Consider the following 16000-nt stretch of genomic DNA (forward strand, 5'->3'; position numbering starts at 1 on the left):
GCACCGTGGCGCCGGTGCGCGCGGCCAGCGCGGCGGCGCAGCCGGGGTCGCGGGCGACCGGGCCGGGCACCGGCGCCCGCGCCGGGCCGCCGAGCAGGGCCAGGGCCAGCAGCGCGGCCGCCGACCGCGTCGTCCACCGGGAGATCACGTCGCCCGACGCTAGGCACGGCCGCGGTCCGCGGCGTCGCCCTGCGGAGCCGTCCTCGACCCCCTACCGGAGGGTCAGGTCCCCGGCGTGACCAGCCCGGACTCGTACGCCAGGACGACGGCCTGCGCGCGGTCCCGCAGGCCCAGCTTGGTGAAGACCCGGCTGACGTGGGTCTTGACCGTCTGCTCGGCCAGCACCAGGTGGCCGGCGATCTCGGCGTTGGACCAGCCGCGCGCCACGTAGCCGAGCACCTCGGTCTCCCGCTCGGTCAGTGCCCGCAGCCCGTCCGGCCGGCCGGGGGGCGGCACCGCCCGGGCGGCGACGAAGTCGGCGATCAGCCGCCGGGTGACCGCGGGGGCCAGCAGGGCGTCTCCGGCGGCGACGACCCGCACCGCGTGCAGCAGCTCGCCGGCCGTCGCGTGCTTGAGCAGGAAGCCGCTCGCCCCGGCGCGCAGCGCGTCGTAGACGTAGTCGTCGAGGTCGAAGGTGGTCAGGACGAGCACCCGCGGCCCGCCGTCGGCCCGGGACGGCGGTGCCAGGAGCGCGCGGGTCGCCGCCAGCCCGTCCAGGACCGGCATCCGCACGTCCATGAGCACCACGTCGGGCCCGCGCCCGGCCGCGACCAGCTCGTCGTGCACGCGGAGCGCGGCGGCGCCGTCCCCGGCCGTGCCCACGACCTCGATGTCGGGCTGGGCGTCGAGCAGCGCGGCGAACCCCTCCCGGACCAGCTGCTGGTCGTCGACCAGCAGCACCCGGATCACCGGCCGCCGTCCCCGTCGGCCGGCACCTGCGCGAGCACCCGGAACCCGCCGCCGGGACAGGCCCCCGCGTCCAGCCACCCGCCGTGCACCTCGGCCCGCTCGCGCATGCCGGCCAGGCCGAGCCCCGCGCCGGGCGTGCCGCCGCCCCGGCCGGGCCCGTTGGTCACCTCGATCCGCAGGGCGCCGCCGTCCCGGAGCACCGACACCCGCACCGGCGCGCCGGGGGCGTGCTGGACGGCGTTGGCCAGCGCCTGCTGCACGATGCGGAACACCGACAGGCCGACGGTGTCCTCGACCTCGCCGTCGGTCAGCTGCCAGGAGACGTCGGTGCCGGCGTCGCGCGCCGCGGCCAGCAGCCCGGGCAGCGCGCCGAGCCCGGGCTGCGGCGCCCGCTCGGCCTGCTGGTCCTCGGTGCGCAGCACCCCGAGCACCCGCTGCAGCTCGGTGAGCGCCGACCGGGCGGCGGCGGCGACCTCGGCCAGCTCCCCGCCGGCCGGCTCGGGCAGCGGCGCCAGCCGGTAGGGCGCGGTCTCGCAGCGGACCGCGATCAGCGACAGGTGGTGGGCGACGACGTCGTGCATCTCCCGGGCGATCCGGGCCCGCTCGGCCAGCGCGCCCCGCGCGGCCTGGGTCGCCGCGGCCCGGGCCTGCTCCTCGGCCAGCGCCCGCCGGGCCCGGCCCCGGGCGCCCAGGCTGGCGCCGACCACGATCGGGACCAGGGCGCCGATCAGGGACACGACCAGGTACCCGCCGTGCACCGGCCACGGCGAGAGCAGGGTCGAGACCCCGACGGCGAGAGCCGACAGGCCGGCCAGGGCGGCGGCCTGTCGCGGCGTCGCCGCCCAGGCCGCGGCCAGCAGGACCGGGCACCAGAGGCACCACTGCCAGGGCTCCAGCGGCGGCACCAGCCCGCTCGGCGGGCGCAGCAGGTACGGGACGACCAGCAGCCACAGCGTGCCCAGGCGCCAGCCGTCCAGGGGCCGGTGCACCGCGGAGGCCAGCGCGAGCACCGACGGCAGCACCAGCAGGAAGGCCAGCCCGCCGACCATGCGGTTCCTGTCGTTGATGACCACGCTGGCCGCGGTGAGGGCCACCACGAGCCCGTAGAGCACCGCCGCCCAGACCAGCAGCGCCGTCCACCGCCCGCGTCGCAGCTGCCAGGGCGGGTCCGGGACCGCCGCCCACAGGACGTCGGCGGCCGCCCGCCCCGCGGCGAGGAGCGGGCGCTCCCACCGGGCGGTCCGCTCCGGCGCCGAGACGGTCCCTGCCACGACGGCGACCCTAGGACGGGCACCCGGGCCGGCGCGTCACCCTGCGGTAGCACGCGGGCCGGCACCAGGTACCCCGCGGCTACTCCTGGGCGGTCCCGGCGAGCAGGTCGGGGGTGAACTGGGCGCGGGCGACCTCCGCGGCGGCGGCGGTCTCCTCCCCGCTCGCGGTCCCGCTGCCGGCGACCACCTCGACCCACGCGGCGATCGCGCGCTCGGTGAAGCGCTGCACCTCGGCGGAGCCCTCCCAGGCCGGGACGTCGGCGACGACGACGCCGTCCAGGTACTGCCCGAGGCCGAGCACGCCGACGTCCCACCCGGGGCCGACGTAGAGGGCACCGGCGCCGCTGCCGGCGATCGCGACGGGCACGGTGTGCTCGAGCTCGAGGGTCGTCGCCCGGTCGCCGTCCGCGCGCAGCCGCACGTCGACGACGCTGACCGGGCCGCCCCAGGTCAGGGTGAGCCGGTGCGGGCGCTCGCAGCGCACGATGTCGCCGCCGACGTTGCCCTCGACCTGGAACGCCCCGCCGTCGCGCAGGTCCCCGGTGACCGGGGCGAACCAGCGGCCCAGCCGGTCGGGGTCGGTGACGGCGTCCCACACGTCCTCGACCGCGGCGCCATAGGTGCGCCGGACGGTGACGGCGACCTGCTCGTCGTCCCCGGTCCCCCGCCGGGCGACCGAGCGCGCCGCCGCGGCGACCTCCTCCAGGATGTCCCTCACGTGTCCTCCTCCGGTCCGGCCGCCGACCCGGCGCCCGGGTCCGTCGCGGCGCTGGTGCGTCGCGCGCGCTCGCCGCGGGCCAGCTCGGTCGCCAGGGCGTCCAGGTGCTGCTCCCAGGCCCGGCGGAAGCGGTCCAGCCACCGGTCCACGTCCTGCAGCGGCGCGGCCTCGACGGCGTAGAGCCGCCGGGCGCCCTCGGCCCGGACCCGGGCGAACCCGTTCTCCCGGAGCACCCGCAGGTGCTGGGACACCCCCGGCTGGGAGATGCCGAACTCCGCCTGGACGACGGCCGCGATCGCCCCCGCGGGCTGTTCGCCGTCGGCCAGCAGCTCGAGGATGCGCCGGCGGACCGGGTCACCCAGGACGTCGAACGCGTGCACGGCCGTACTCTAGAAGTGATAGCTTATATGAGTCAAGGCTGATGCGATCAGCCGGCGCCGCCCTGCACCGGGTCGTCGTAGGGGTCGGCCGGGCCCTCCGGGCGAGGCGTCTCCTCCGCCGGGGCGTCGGTGTCGCCGCGGGTCGGGACCCCGCGCGCCACCGGCGGGTCCGGCGGCACCGCCTCGGCCGGGGTGGTGGGCGCCCGGGGCCCGTCGGCCGCCCGCCCGCCGGCGGGGTACTCGTCGTCCCGTTCGCTCATGACCGGTCCTCCTCGCGTGGGTCGCCGTCGCCAGCCGCGGTGCCCACGGCGGCGACCGGCGACACCCGGCGGCCCTCGAGGGCGGGTCGGCGAGAATCGACCCGTGCCTCCCCCCACGGTGCCCCTGCAGCGCCTCGGCTTCCTCACCATCGGCCTGTTCGACGGCGCCGACCCGGGGCCCGGGCACGAGACGACGCTGCGGGTGATCGAGCTCGGTGAGCGGCTGGGTCTCGACAGCGCGTACCTGCGCAACCGGCACCTCCAGTACGGCATCTCCTCCCCCGTGGCCGTGCTCGCCGCGGCCACCCAGCGCACCCGCCGGATCGCCCTGGGGACCGCGGTCATCCCGCTCGGCTGGGAGAACCCGCTGCGCCTGGCCGAGGACCTCGCCACCGTCGACGTCCTCTCCGGCGGGCGCCTGCACCCCGGGGTGAGCGTCGGCCCGCCGATGCGCTGGGACGACGTCCGGGAAGCGCTCTACCCGGACACCGCCGACGCCGAGGACTTCTCCTACGAGCGGGTGTCGCGGCTGCTGCGGCTGGTCGCGGGCGAGCGGGCCGGCGTCGCCGGACGGGAGGGCGTGGTCGAGGAGTTCTCCGATCGCGTGCAGCCGCACTCCCCGGGCCTGCGGTCGCGCATCTGGTACGGCGGCGCCAGCCTGCGCTCGGCCCAGTGGGCCGGGCAGCAGCGCATGAACTTCCTGACCAGCAGCGTGGTCAGGGCCGAGGACGGGTCGACCGACTTCGCCGCGATCCAGGCCGCGCAGATCCGCGCCTTCCGTGCCGCGCACCCCGACGGCGCCGCGGCCCGGGTCTCGCAGGGGCTGGTGGTCATCCCCACCGACAGCGCCTCCCCGGACCAGCGGGAGCGGTACGCCGCCTACGTCGCGGCCCGCACGCCGCGGACCGCGGCTCCGCAGGGCCCGGCCGGCCTGCTGTTCGCCCGCGACCTGCTGGGCACGTCGGAGGAGATCGCCGAGGCGCTGTACGCCCACGCCGGCTTCCGCGAGGTGACCGAGGTGGTCTTCGCACTGCCGTTCAGCTTCGCCGACGCCGACTACGAGCAGATCCTCACCGACGTCGCGACCCGGCTCGGCCCGGCGCTGGGCTGGCGGCCGGCTGGCTGACGCGGCCGCCGCGGCCTGGCGGTCAGGGCTCGCACCCGCACCGTGACGGCACGCGACAGCCGTTTCGGAACTCGCGGAGAACTCAACCCCGGACCGGTGACGCCCGGCCCCGCGTCCCGGTTGACTGCCCGCGACCACGCATCGGGCACGTCGCCGTGCCCTCTCCCGGAGGGGTCGGTGTCCCATGCCGAGTCGTCGCAGCACCGTCGTCGGCGGGCTGGTCGCCCTGCTGGTCGGCGCCACGCCGGCGGTCGCGGGCGCCCAGCCGGAGACCGAGCCGGTGGCGGTCCCCGTGCTGGCGTGGGCGTCGTGCGGAACGACGCCCGAGGCCACCGCGGCCGGCGTCGAGTGCGCCCGCGCACCGCTGCCCATGGACTACGACGACCCCGCCGGGGAGCAGGTCGAGATCGCCGTCGCCCGGATCCCCGCGACGGACCCGGCGAACCGGATCGGGTCGCTGTTCTTCAACCTGGGCGGCCCGGGCGGGCCCTCCGTGGAGGTCCTGCAGACCCTGGGCCCCGTCCTGTTCGGTGCGCTCAACCAGCGCTTCGACATCGTCGGGTTCGATCCGCGCGGGGTGGGCCAGAGCACCCCGGCCGTCGCGTGCAACGCCCCGCCGGAGCCCCTGACCCCGGCGGCGGACCCCTTCGGGCTCGACGTCGACGCGCTGGTCGCCGTCTTCCAGCGCTACGTGGACGCCTGCCGGGCCAACAACGGCGCGATCCTCGAGCACCTGTCGACGGCGAACGTCGCCCGGGACATGGACGTCCTGCGCGCCGCCCTCGGCGAGGAGCGGCTGAGCTACCTGGGCTTCTCCTACGGCACCTTCCTCGGCGCCACGTACGCCAGCCTGTTCCCCGACCGGTACCGGGCCCTGGTCCTCGACGGCGGGGTCGACCCGGACCTGTACGTCGAGGACCCGCTGGCGCTGCGGACCCTCCAGCTCGGCGGCTTCGAGGACGCCCTCGACCGCTTCCTCGACGCCTGCGCCGCCGACCAGGTCGCCTGCTCCGGCTTCGGCGGGAGCGACCCGCACGCCGCGTTCGACGCCCTGCTGGCGACGGCGGACGCGACCCCGCTGCCCGTTCCCGGGTTCCCCGAGGACCCGACACCGGTCGTCGGCGACGAGATCCGCGTGGTGACGTTCCAGCTGCTCTACGCCAAGCAGGCGTGGGGGGTGCTCGCCGCTGCTCTCGCCGCGGCCGAGGACGGCGACGGTTCGCTGGTCCGGGCACTGTCGTCCCTGCTCGCGGCGGCGAACGCCCCGACCGGCGACGCGCTGGCCGCCATCACCGCCGCCGACCAGCAGTGGCCGGCCGACCGCGACCCCTACCTGCGGCGCAGTGCGCAGGAGTGGGTCGAGTTCCCGCACTTCTGGCGCCTCCTCGGCAGCCACAACCTCCTCTTCCACGCGCTGTGGCCGGTGCGGGACGAGGACGCGTTCAGCGGCCCGTTCGTCGCCGACCCCTCGGCGCCGCCGGTCTTGGTCGTCGGCACCACCCACGACCCGGCGACGCCGTACTCCGGCGCCGTCGCCCTGACCGAGCAGCTCGGCAACGCCCGGCTGATCACCATGGACGGCGACGGGCACACCGCCTACGGCGGAAACTCCGCCTGCATCGACAGCGCGACCGACAGCTACCTGGTGACGGGCACGCTGCCGCCCGAGGGGACGGTCTGCCCGCAGGAGGTGCCGTTCACCTCCCCCGAGGAGGTGCCGGTCCCGGTGGGCACCGCCACGTCCCTCCCGCTGCCCGTCACCGCGATCGGCGTCCTGACCGCGGGGCGCTGAGGGCGCGGCGGCTCCCGGCCGCGGAGGCGCCACGGCCCCGGCGCGGGGATTTCACGACCACGCCGGGGCCGGTTGCCCGCGGGGTTCCCGACACGCCGATGGCTCAAACACGCCGAGCGAGGACGGCGTCAGGGCCGGAGGGCGGCGTACACCTCCGCGGCGTGGTCGAAGACGGCGAAGTGGCCCTCGCCGCCCAGCCAGTGCCCGGTCGCGCGGGGCAGCATGGCGGTGAGCACCCGCCCCAGCGCGACCGGCACCTGCCAGTCCTGGGTGCCGTGCCACACGTGCACGTGCTGGCGCACCTCCCCCACGGGGAAGCCCCACGGCCGCAGGAGCAGCGCCCGGTCGGCGGCCAGCCCGCCCGGCCCCTGCCGCAGCCCCTCCGTGAAGGTGGCGGCGAGCAGCCGGTGGACGGCGGGGCGGGCGAGCACCCGCCGGTCGGTCGGGTTGAGCCGTGCCTGCAGGTACCGCGGGATCAGCTGCGGGCGTCGGGCGGCGGGCGCGAACACGGGCCTGAGCAGCGCCGCCGCACCCGGGACCGGCCGGTGCACGGCCGAGCGCACCCGGTGCGGCACCCAGTCCGGCCACGGCCACGGGACGTCGGGCGGCGGCGCGCCGCCCAGCACCCCCACCCCGAGCACCCGGTCGCCGAGGACGTGCGCACACGCCAGGGCGTAGGCCGCGCCGCCGGAGAGGCTGAGCACGCTGAACCGGTCGACCCCCAGCGACTCGAGCAGGGCGGCGACGTCGGCCGGCCAGTCGGTCACCCGCCGGCCCGGCTGCGGGTCGGAGCCGCCGAACCCGGGCCGGTCGGGGACGACGAACCGGATCCCCCAGCGCGTGTAGTCGGCGGCGTCCTCGACGTGCCGCTCCAGCCGGGAGCTGGGGGACCCGTGACACCCGAGCACCACCCGCCCCCGCGGGTCGCCGTACTCGGCGTACCCGAGCACCCGGCCGTCGGCCAGCCGCAGGGTGCCCTCGCGCGGTCCGTCGTCCATGCCCCGCCCCTACCCCGCCTGGGAGACCGGGAGACGGCCCGGCCTTGACAGCGGCGCGACGATCGGGCCGGCCGGAGACCTCGGGCGCGCGGGAGACGCAGTGGGCATCGAACTGGAGCTGCTGCCCGTCCTCGCCGGCCGCCGCGTCGTGGTGGCCTGGATGCTCGGCGCCTTCCTGCTGACCTTCCTGACCACCCGGTTCATCACGCGGGCCATCCGCACCGGCCGGGGCCCGTTCCGGGACGCGAGCGTCGGCGGCGTGCACCTGCACCACGAGGTGTACGGCATCTTCCTGCTGCTGGGCACCGGGCTCGTGGAGCTGACCTACCGTCCCGACGGTGCCGGGCGGCCGATCCTGGCGGTGCTGTTCGGGGTGGGCGCCGCGCTGACCCTCGACGAGTTCGCGCTGTGGCTGCACCTGGAGGACGTGTACTGGTCGCGGGAGGGCCGCAGCTCCATCGACGCGGTGCTCATCGCGCTGGTGGTGGGCGGGCTGCTGCTGGTCGGCGCCAACCCGTTCGACGCCCAGGAGCTGCCGGCTGACGTGCCGCTGGCGATCACGGTGGCGGTCAACCTCGCCTTCGCGATCGTCGCCGTCCTCAAGGGCCGCACGGTGCTCGGCGTGGTGGGCGTGTTCGTCCCGGTGGTGGCGGCGGTCGCCGCGGTCCGCCTGGCGCGGCCGCAGTCGTTCTGGGCCGTCCGGCGGTACCCGGCGGACTCGCCGCGCCGGCACCGCTCGGAGCGCCGGTTCCCGCCCGGCCGGCGGACCTCGTGGGACGCGCTGGTCGACCTGTTCGCGAGCGCGCCGCACCCCGTCCGGCCCGGCGTGGTGGTCGGCGCCCCGCGCGCGGACCGGTGAGCGCGGCCGGGCCGTCGCCTAGCCTGCCGACCGTGCGGACCGAACGGGGCCTCGACCGTCTCGTCACGTTCCTCGACGCCGTCGTGGCCATCGCCATCACCCTGCTGGTGCTGCCGCTGGTCGAGGTCCTGGCCGACGTCGCGCCGGCCGACGACCTCGCCGAGGTGCTGCGCGCGGACGCCGCCCAGTTCGGGGCGTTCCTCCTCAGCTTCGCCGTCATCGCCCGCCTGTGGCTGGTGCACCACCGGCTCGTCGAGCAGGTGGGCGCCTACGACCACGCCTTCGTCCTGGTCAACTTCGCCTGGCTGCTGACGATCGTCGTCCTGCCCTTCGCCACGCAGGTGGTCGCCGTCTACGGCGCGGCCCGCCCGGCCGTGGGGCTCTACATCGGCACCATGGCGGCGAGCTCGGCCCTGCTCACCGCGCTGACCCTGCTCATCCGGCGCCGCCCGGCCCTGCAGCGCCCCGGCACCCCGCCCGTGGACCCGCGGGCGGGGCTGGTCACCACGGGCACCTTCGTGCTGGCGCTGCTGCTCGGCGTGCTCGTGCCCGGCGTCAACTACTACGCGCTCTTCCTGCTCTTCCTCACCCCGCCGCTGGAGCGGCGCCTGTTCCCCCGGCCGGCCGGTGGACGGGGCTGACCGCCGGGCTCCTCCCGGCGCTCGCGCAGGGCCAGCGCCAGCGCGGGGAACAGCAGCACGGTGAGCACGCCGGCCCCGACGAGCGCCGCGGCGTTCTGCGGCAGCATCGTGCCGTTGCGCAGCCCGATCTCGGTGAGCGCCACCAGCACCGGGAGCGCGGTGGCCGTCACCAGCGCCGTCTGGCCGCGCTCCCGCCAGGACAGCACCCCCCGGTACACCAGCAGCGCCGGCGCCCCGCGGACGGCCAACAGGAGGACGAGGAACAGCGCGACCCGCAGCGGCGCCTCCGCGATCGAGTGCAGGTCCAGGCTCATCCCCGAGTACACGAAGAAGATGGGGATGAAGAAGCCGTAGCCGACCGCGTCGAGCTTGGACTCCAGCGCCGGCGAGGCCTCCCCCACCCAGCGCCGGAGCACCACGCCCGCCAGGAAGGCGCCCAGGACCGCGTCCAGGTGGAACTCGTCGGTGACGGCGATCAGCGTGATCAGCAGCAGGATCGTCGCGCGCAGGGTGATCTGCGCGGTCTCGTGCTGGCCCCGGTCGATCACCGTGGCCAGCCGCCCGCCCTCCCGCACCACCCGACGGGCCAGCCCGAGCAGCAGGGCGAGCACCGCCACGGCGGCCAGCGACGCCAGCGCGGTGAGCCGGTTCTGCGACCCCAGGAACAGCGCGATCGCCAGGACCGGGAACAGCTCTCCCACCCCGCCGGCGGCCAGCAGGTACCGCCCGAGCCGGCCCTGGAGCAGGCCGTTCTCGCGGAGCACCGGCAGCAGCGTCCCGAGGGCGGTGGTGGTCAGGCCGAGCGCCACCGGCACGAACGCGCGGACCAGCCCCGCCGCCGCCAGCACCCCCACCACCCCGATGGCGAGGACGAGCGACACCGCCCACGCCACGACGGCCCGGCGTCCGGCGTCCTCGCGGGCCAGCCGCAGGTCCACCTCGTAGCCGGCGAGCAGGAACACGAACCCGAGGCCCACGTCGGCGAGCACCTGGACGCCCGACGGCGAGCTGAGGCCGAGCACCTGCGGGCCGATGAGGATCCCGCCGCCCAGCAGCAGCACCACCTGCGGGACGGGGAGCCGCGGCACCAGCCCCACCGCCAGCGGAGCCAGCAGCGCGACGGCGAGGACCGCCACCAGGGCATCGACCACGAGGACGCCGTCCACCCGGTTCTCCCGTCCTCCGCTGCGTCGGTGCGGGAGCGATGGTGCCCGAACCGGCGCCCTCCCGACGAGGGCGCCGGTCCCGGCTCACCCGCTGACGGAGTCGGTGCCCTCCACCCGGCCCGGCTGGGCGACCTCCGACACCGGCCGCGAGCGGACGCGCAGGACGGCGACCGCCGCAGCGAGGGCGACGACGGCCGCGAGCAGGCCGAGGCCGGTGCTCTCCGTCACGCCGGTCACGACGAAGCCGACGGCGGACGCGGCGGCGGCGACGAGGGCATAGGGCAGCTGCGTCGTCGTGTGGTCGATGAGGTGCACCCCCGACCCGATGGACGACAGGATCGTGGTGTCCGACAGCGGTGACGTGTGGTCCCCGAAGATCGCCCCGGCGAGCACCGCGCCGAAGACGGGGATCAGCAGGCCGGAGTCGAGGGACACGGCGATCTCCGCCGCGATCGGGAGCAGCAGGCCGAAGGTGCCGAAGGTGCTGCCCATGGAGAACGAGATGAACGAGGCGAGCAGGAAGAGGATCACCGGCAGCAGGGCCACGGGCAGGGCGTCGTCGATCACGCCGGCCAGGTACTCGCCGATCCCGAGCTCGCCGATGATCTCCGCGGTGATCCAGGCGAGGAAGAGCACCGCCGCGGCCATGAGCATGGACCGGACGCCGGAGACGGCGGCGCGGCCCAGCAGCCCGGGCCCGACCCCGCGGCGCATCAGGATGGCCGCTCCCAGCAGGCAGGCCGCGACGGTCCCGATGAACAGCGCGAGGATGACGTCGGTGTTGGCCAGGATGTCCATGGGGGCGAGCGAGCCCTCGGCCCGGGCGATGCCGATCCAGAGGGCTCCGACCACCGTGACCGCGATGAGCGTGGCCACCGGCCACACGAGGTCGCCGATGCGCCCGTCGTTGCGGACCGGCAGGTTGCGGTCGGTCTCCCCCGGCACGGCCCCGCGGGAGTCGTCGAACAGCTTCCCCTGCTCGACGGCGGCGCGTTCGTGCCGGCGCATCGGCCCGAAGTCGATGGTGAAGTAGGCGACCGCGATGACCAGCAGCAGGGCGGTGATCGGGTACAGCATCGCGGGGATGGACTGCAGGTAGGCCTCGTAGCCGCTGATGCCCTCGACGCCGTTCTCGTCGAGGATGCCGGCCATCGTGGCGGCGATGAAGGCGGCCCAGCCGGAGATCGGGACCAGGATGATCACCGGGGCGGCCGTGGAGTCCACGAAGTAGGACAGCTTGGCCCGGGAGATGCGGTGCTCGTCGGTGATGGGCCGACTGATCGTCCCACCGACGAGGCTGCTGAAGGCGTCGTCGAAGAAGATCACGATGCCGGTGAGGACGGGGACGAACTGTGCCTGCACCCGGGTCCGCACCCTGCTGATGGCCCAGGACGCGAAGGTGACCAGCCCGCCGGAGACGTAGATGAACGACGTCAGCACCCCGATGAGGACGACGGCGGCGAGGATGTAGACCTCCTCGGCCACGGCCCCCTCCGCGACGATGAGCCCGCCCGCCGTGTCGAGGACGAGCCGGCCGGCGGCGACGACGTCCCACTGGCTGGCCAGGAGCGCGCCGAGGACGATGCCGACCCCGAGGGAGATGAGGATCCGGCGGGTCGTGATCGCCAGCACGATCGTGACCAGCGGCGGCAGCAGGGACAACAGCGACGGTTCCACGGACTCTCCTCGTCGACGGGGGTGGTGCGGGACCGGGCGCCGCCGCCCCCGGCGGGCCGCGGTGGGGCGACCGGGCGGTCAGGTCGGGTCGGCCACCAGCCGCGTCACCAGGCGCCCGAGGCCCTGGACCTCGCAGGCGACCTCGTCGCCCGGCTGCAGCCAGACGGGGTCGGCCATGCCGAGGATCACGCCCTCCGGCGTGCCGGTGTAGATGACGTCACCGGGCTCCAGGGTCATGATCTGGGACAGGTCGCTGACCAACTCGGCGACGGAGAAGACCATGTCGCGGGTGTTGGAGTCCTGCCGGAGCTCGCCGTTGACCCAGCACCGCAGGTCGAGGGCCTGTGGGTCGGGGACCTCGTCGGCCGTCACGAGGAAGGGCCCCAGGGGCGCGAAGCCGTCGATCGCCTTGCCGTACGTCCACTGGCTGCTGCGCATCTGCAGCTCGCGCGCCGACAGGTCGTTGCCGGTGGCGTAGCCGAACACCGAGTCCAGGGCCGCCTCGACCGACACCCCGCGCGTCCGCCGGCCGACGACCGCGACCAGCTCGACCTCGTAGTCGGCCCTGCGCGTGGCGGCGGGGATGACGACGTCCGCGCCGGACCCGGCGAGGCTGTTGCCGAACTTGGCGAAGTAGATGGGCTGCTCGGGCACGGGCATGCCGCCCTCGGCGGCGTGCTTCTGGTAGTTCAGCCCGACGCAGATGATCTTGGCGGGGTCGGGGACCGCAGGGGCGAGGCGCAGCGACTCCAGGGGCACGGCGCCGTCGGCGTCGGCCACGACCGCCCGCACCCGGTCCAGCCCCGCGGGACCGGCCGCGAGCAGGTCCCGGACGGTGACCGGGGCACCGGAACCCTCCGGCACCTCCACCACGCCGGCGGCGGTGTCGACGCCGAGCCGCACCGACCCGTCGCGGGAGGAGGAGGAGGAGAAGGACACGAGTCTCATCGCGCGGCCCCGGGAGGGCCGTCCGGGCGGGCCGAGAGCGTGATCTGGGTCACGTCGGCATCGTGGCGATCCGGAACGGTTCGGTCAAGGAGGGGTTGCCCCCATCGCCCGGACGGGGGACGGTTCCGCGGAGGGACGGGACACCGTCCGGCCCGCAGCGGAGGGAGATCGTCGTGGGGACCTGGCCGGGCGACCCGGATCCGCACACCGCACCGGAGCTCGACCGCTCGGCGCTGGTCGTGGTCGACACCCAGGTCGACTTCGTGGACGGCGGCGCCTCGCCCGTCCCCGGCACGACCCAGGTGGTGCCCGTGATCGGGACGCTGCTGCGGGCCTACCGGGCGGCCGCGCTGCCGGTCGTCCACGTCGTCCGCCTGTACACCGGCGACGACGTCGACCTCCCCCGGCGCGCGCTGGTCGCCGCGGGCTCGCCCCTGGTGCGCCCGGGCTCGGCCGGCTCGCAGATCGTCCCCGCCCTGCGTCCCCCGGGCGCCCCGGACCTCGACCCGGACCTGCTGCTCGGCGGCGGGCTGCAGGTCCTCGCCGACCGGGAGTGGGCGATCTGGAAGCCGCGCTGGGGGTCGTTCCACCGGACCCGGCTCGACGAGCAGCTGCGCGGGCAGGGTGTCAGCACCGTCGTCCTGGCCGGCTGCAACTACCCCAACTGCCCCCGGGCCACGGTCTACGGCGCCAGCGAGCGCGACTACCGGGTGCTCCTGGTCTCCGACGCGATCTCCGGGGTCCGGGGCTCCCACCTGGAGGAGGCGGGGCTCCTCGGCGTCCGCCACGCGACGGCCGGGGAGGTCGTGCGGGAGCTGGCCGCCCGGGCGGACCGGGTCACGGCGCCCTGAGCTCCCGGGGTCAGACCTCCTCGACGTCCAGGCGGCCGGCGGCCCGCTGCGCCATCCCCCCGATCACCACCGCGACCACGAGCGCCGCCAGGGCGCCGACCACCACTCCGGCCGGCAGCTCCAGGGCGGCGTCGAGACCGGCGACGACGGCCGCTCCCGCCGGCCACCACCAGCCGCGCCGGGAGCCCCGTGCCATGCCCGCGGTCGTGAGGGACACCGACAGCAGGTAGACGGCGACCCCGCCGCCGAGCAGCAGCCGCGTCCCGGCCGGCACCTCGCCCTCGGCGCTCTGCACGACGGCCAGCTCCACCCCCGCGCCGACCGTCGCGAGGGCGAGCGTGAGTGGCAGCTGGCCGAACACGTACGCGTCGTGGGCGTGCGAGCTGCTGCTGGCGCCGGCCTCGTCGAGCAGCCGCTTGGCCCGGGCGCCGGCCAGGTCGAAGTAGCTCCACCACAACCCCGCGGCGAGGACGAAGGAGAGGACGGCGACCGGGATGGCGCTCGCCGACCACGCGGCGTCGGCGAGGCCGTGCGCGATGCCGGCCACCGACTCGCCCAGCACGAGGATGACGAACAGCGCGAACCGCTCGGGCAGGTGCTCGACGTGCAGCGGGACGTCGGCCGAGGACCGGGTGGCCAGCAGCGGCACCAGCGCCTCGACCAGCACGGCCGCGCCCCACAGCGCGAACCCCAGCGGCCGGGGCACGGCCAGCGACACCACCCACAGCAGCGCCCCTGCCGCCGCGCCGGCCATGTACAGCCGCGCCACCGGGCGGGCCTGCGCCACGTGCCGGTAGGCGCGGTGGTACTGCAGGAGCAGGATCGCCCGCAGCAGCACCTGGCAGCCGACGAAGAGCCCGAAGCGCTCCCCGGTCGCCTCGGTCGCCGTGGCGGCCATCCCGATGACGGCCGCCATGCCGGCGAGCTTGTACAACCGGTAGACGACGTCGTCGTGGTCGAAGCGGTTGGCGTAGAGCGTGGAGCTGACCCACGCCCACCACACGGTGGTGAACAGCCCGGCGAACTCCAGCTCCCCCTGCCAGGTCACCTCGGCCCGCAGGTGGATCGCCAGCTCGGCGACGACCAGCACGAAGGCGAGGTCGAAGAACAGTTCCAGGCGCGAAGCCGACCGCCCCTCGTCGGTGCGCAGCTCCAGCCGGCGCCCCCGACCCCGGCCGAGCAGCGCCCCCAGCAACCCCTGTCCGGTTCCCACCACGCCGGGCCAGGTACCCGGCCCGGCGGGTCAGGTACTCGGACCGGCGGGTCAGAAGTCGTGCGCCTCGTCGTAGGCCATGTCGCCGGCCTGGTCCTCCGGGCGCGACGGCGCCGGCCGCGGCGGTCGCGGCGCCGCCGGCGCGGCCCGGCCGGGGCTCCCCTCGTGCGCCATGTCGTAGCCGTAGTCGCCCGACAGCTCCTGGGGGTCCTGGGTCATGGCGGCCTCCTCGCGGTGGACGGCGGGGCCATGGTCGTCCCCGGCCGTCGCCGGGGACAAGCCCCTCAGCTGCCGATCTCGGTGCGGACGGCGTAGAGCTCCGGGAAGAAGGTCAGGTCCAGGGCCCGGCGGAGGAAGCCGACCCCCGACGAGCCGCCGGTGCCGGTCTTGAAGCCGATGGTGCGCTGCACCGTGCGCAGATGCCGGAACCGCCACAGCTGGAACGCGTCCTCGACGTCCACCAGGCTCTCGCACGCCTCGTAGACGCCCCACGGGGTGTCCTCGGACTCGTAGACCCGGCGGAACACCGGCACCAGCCCTGGGGAGAAGGCCCAGGGCTCGCGCACGTCGCGGTCCAGGACCTCCCGGGGGACGTCGAGGCCCAGCCGGGCCAGGTGGCGCAGGAACTCGTCGTAGAGGGTGGGCGCCGCCAGCAGCTCGGCCAGCATCGCCCGGGCCGCCGGCTCGCCGTCGAACACCGGGAGGATCCCGGCGTTCTTGTTGCCCAGCACGAACTCCACTGCGCGGTACTGGTGCGACTGGAAGCCCGACGCGCTGCTCAGCGCCCCCCGGAACTGGACGTACTCCCGCGGCGTCAGGGTGGCCAGCACCGACCACTGCTCGATGAGCGTCCGCTGGACGTGCTTCACGCGGGCCAGGCACTTCAGCGCCGGCGCGAGCTCGTCCCCGGCCAGGTAGCGGCAGGCGGCGCGCAGCTCGTGCAGCACGAGCTTGAACCACAGCTCGCTGGTCTGGTGCTGGACGATGAACAGCAGCTCGTCGTGGTGCACCGGCTCGCTGCGCGGGTGCTGCGCGGACAGCAGGGCGTCCAGCTCCAGGTAGCCCGCGTAGGTCAGGTCGCCCCGGAGGTCCGTGCGGATCGACCTCTCGATCGGCCGCACGGACCGCGAGGGGTCGTGTTCCGCGCTGGTCATCCTCCGAACGTAGCCCGCCCTGCGAGGCCCGGGAGGG

Annotated in this window: 17 protein-coding genes; 5 read left to right on the plus strand and 12 right to left on the minus strand. The window is 75.7% G+C overall.

Annotation, left to right across the window (positions count from 1 at the left end):
- Window positions 1–222 precede the first annotated feature (222 nt).
- The 5 genes from PGN05_RS19220 to PGN05_RS19240 form a co-directional block, all read right to left on the minus strand.
- Complete coding sequence (locus tag PGN05_RS19220) at window positions 223–909, minus strand: response regulator (protein WP_419754176.1); 687 nt, start codon at window positions 907–909, stop codon at window positions 223–225.
- Complete coding sequence (locus PGN05_RS19225; RefSeq protein ID WP_419754177.1) at window positions 906–2180, minus strand: sensor histidine kinase; 1275 nt, start codon at window positions 2178–2180, stop codon at window positions 906–908. The genes PGN05_RS19220 and PGN05_RS19225 overlap by 4 nt, the downstream gene beginning before the upstream one ends.
- A 79-nt stretch (window positions 2181–2259) precedes the next feature.
- Window positions 2260–2898 (minus strand): SRPBCC family protein, encoded by a 639-nt coding sequence (locus PGN05_RS19230; RefSeq protein WP_419754178.1) that lies wholly within the window; start codon window positions 2896–2898, stop codon window positions 2260–2262.
- Window positions 2895–3278 (minus strand): ArsR/SmtB family transcription factor, encoded by a 384-nt coding sequence (locus tag PGN05_RS19235; RefSeq protein WP_419754179.1) that lies wholly within the window; start codon window positions 3276–3278, stop codon window positions 2895–2897. The genes PGN05_RS19230 and PGN05_RS19235 overlap by 4 nt, the downstream gene beginning before the upstream one ends.
- A 47-nt stretch (window positions 3279–3325) precedes the next feature.
- Window positions 3326–3538 carry a hypothetical protein gene (locus PGN05_RS19240; protein WP_419754180.1) on the minus strand — a complete coding sequence of 71 codons (213 nt, stop codon included), beginning with the start codon at window positions 3536–3538 and terminating at the stop codon, window positions 3326–3328.
- A 103-nt stretch (window positions 3539–3641) separates the two neighbouring features.
- On the opposite strand from PGN05_RS19240, the gene PGN05_RS19245 reads away from it, so the two are divergent.
- Together PGN05_RS19245 and PGN05_RS19250 are read left to right on the plus strand one after the other, a co-directional pair.
- The gene (locus tag PGN05_RS19245) at window positions 3642–4664 is read left to right on the plus strand and encodes an LLM class flavin-dependent oxidoreductase (RefSeq protein WP_419754181.1); all 1023 of its coding nucleotides are present in this window, start codon (window positions 3642–3644) and stop codon (window positions 4662–4664) included.
- Between the two features lie 184 nt (window positions 4665–4848).
- Entirely contained in the window at window positions 4849–6456 is a 1608-nt protein-coding gene (locus tag PGN05_RS19250) for an alpha/beta hydrolase (RefSeq protein ID WP_419754182.1), read from the plus strand.
- Window positions 6457–6584: 128 nt separating this feature from the next.
- Here the strand turns inward: PGN05_RS19250 and PGN05_RS19255 are convergent, their stop codons facing one another.
- Window positions 6585–7454: an alpha/beta fold hydrolase gene (locus PGN05_RS19255; protein WP_419754183.1), complete on the minus strand. Its 870-nt coding sequence runs from the start codon at window positions 7452–7454 to the stop codon at window positions 6585–6587.
- Window positions 7455–7554: 100 nt separating this feature from the next.
- Between PGN05_RS19255 and PGN05_RS19260 the strand changes: the two genes are divergently transcribed.
- Together PGN05_RS19260 and PGN05_RS19265 are read left to right on the plus strand one after the other, a co-directional pair.
- The gene (locus PGN05_RS19260) at window positions 7555–8313 is read left to right on the plus strand and encodes a hypothetical protein (protein WP_419754184.1); all 759 of its coding nucleotides are present in this window, start codon (window positions 7555–7557) and stop codon (window positions 8311–8313) included.
- A gap of 32 nt (window positions 8314–8345) precedes the next feature.
- Window positions 8346–8954: a TMEM175 family protein gene (locus tag PGN05_RS19265; RefSeq protein WP_419754185.1), complete on the plus strand. Its 609-nt coding sequence runs from the start codon at window positions 8346–8348 to the stop codon at window positions 8952–8954.
- Here the strand turns inward: PGN05_RS19265 and PGN05_RS19270 are convergent.
- The 3 genes from PGN05_RS19270 to PGN05_RS19280 form a co-directional block, all read right to left on the minus strand.
- On the minus strand, window positions 8876–10120 hold the full coding sequence (locus tag PGN05_RS19270; RefSeq protein ID WP_419754186.1) for a cation:proton antiporter: 1245 nt from the start codon (window positions 10118–10120) through the stop codon (window positions 8876–8878). The two genes, PGN05_RS19265 and PGN05_RS19270, sit on opposite strands and share 79 nt — an antisense overlap.
- Before the next feature lie 84 nt (window positions 10121–10204).
- A complete protein-coding gene (locus tag PGN05_RS19275) occupies window positions 10205–11797 on the minus strand; it encodes a Na+/H+ antiporter NhaC family protein (RefSeq protein ID WP_419754187.1) in 1593 nt (530 codons plus the stop codon).
- 78 nt (window positions 11798–11875) lie between these two features.
- Complete coding sequence (locus tag PGN05_RS19280; protein WP_419754188.1) at window positions 11876–12745, minus strand: fumarylacetoacetate hydrolase family protein; 870 nt, start codon at window positions 12743–12745, stop codon at window positions 11876–11878.
- A 173-nt stretch (window positions 12746–12918) separates the two neighbouring features.
- Between PGN05_RS19280 and PGN05_RS19285 the strand changes: the two genes are divergently transcribed.
- Window positions 12919–13596, plus strand: coding sequence for an isochorismatase family cysteine hydrolase (locus PGN05_RS19285; protein WP_419754189.1), 678 nt, complete (start codon window positions 12919–12921; stop codon window positions 13594–13596).
- Between the two features lie 10 nt (window positions 13597–13606).
- Here the strand turns inward: PGN05_RS19285 and PGN05_RS19290 are convergent, their stop codons facing one another.
- The 3 genes from PGN05_RS19290 to PGN05_RS19300 form a co-directional block, all read right to left on the minus strand.
- Window positions 13607–14812 (minus strand): low temperature requirement protein A, encoded by a 1206-nt coding sequence (locus tag PGN05_RS19290; protein WP_419754190.1) that lies wholly within the window; start codon window positions 14810–14812, stop codon window positions 13607–13609.
- 48 nt (window positions 14813–14860) lie between these two features.
- A complete protein-coding gene (locus tag PGN05_RS19295) occupies window positions 14861–15028 on the minus strand; it encodes a hypothetical protein (RefSeq protein WP_419754191.1) in 168 nt (55 codons plus the stop codon).
- A 65-nt stretch (window positions 15029–15093) separates the two neighbouring features.
- Window positions 15094–15963 carry a tryptophan 2,3-dioxygenase gene (locus PGN05_RS19300; protein ID WP_419754192.1) on the minus strand — a complete coding sequence of 290 codons (870 nt, stop codon included), beginning with the start codon at window positions 15961–15963 and terminating at the stop codon, window positions 15094–15096.
- Between the last annotated feature and the right edge of the window lie 37 nt (window positions 15964–16000).

The organism is Geodermatophilus sp. CPCC 206100 (assembly GCF_048569675.1).
In the GTDB taxonomy this organism is placed as follows: Bacteria; Actinomycetota; Actinomycetes; order Mycobacteriales; family Geodermatophilaceae; genus Geodermatophilus.

Excerpts from the sequence above, each read along its gene's own strand:
- PGN05_RS19240 (WP_419754180.1), bottom strand. The coding sequence starts at position 3,538 with ATGAGCGAACGGGACGACGAGTACCCCGCCGGCGGGCGGGCGGCCGAC.
- PGN05_RS19250 (WP_419754182.1), top strand. The coding sequence starts at position 4,849 with ATGCCGAGTCGTCGCAGCACCGTCGTCGGCGGGCTGGTCGCCCTGCTG.
- PGN05_RS19255 (WP_419754183.1), bottom strand. The coding sequence starts at position 7,454 with ATGGACGACGGACCGCGCGAGGGCACCCTGCGGCTGGCCGACGGCCGG.
- PGN05_RS19280 (WP_419754188.1), bottom strand. The coding sequence starts at position 12,745 with ATGAGACTCGTGTCCTTCTCCTCCTCCTCCTCCCGCGACGGGTCGGTG.
- PGN05_RS19295 (WP_419754191.1), bottom strand. The coding sequence starts at position 15,028 with ATGACCCAGGACCCCCAGGAGCTGTCGGGCGACTACGGCTACGACATG.
- PGN05_RS19300 (WP_419754192.1), bottom strand. The coding sequence starts at position 15,963 with ATGACCAGCGCGGAACACGACCCCTCGCGGTCCGTGCGGCCGATCGAG.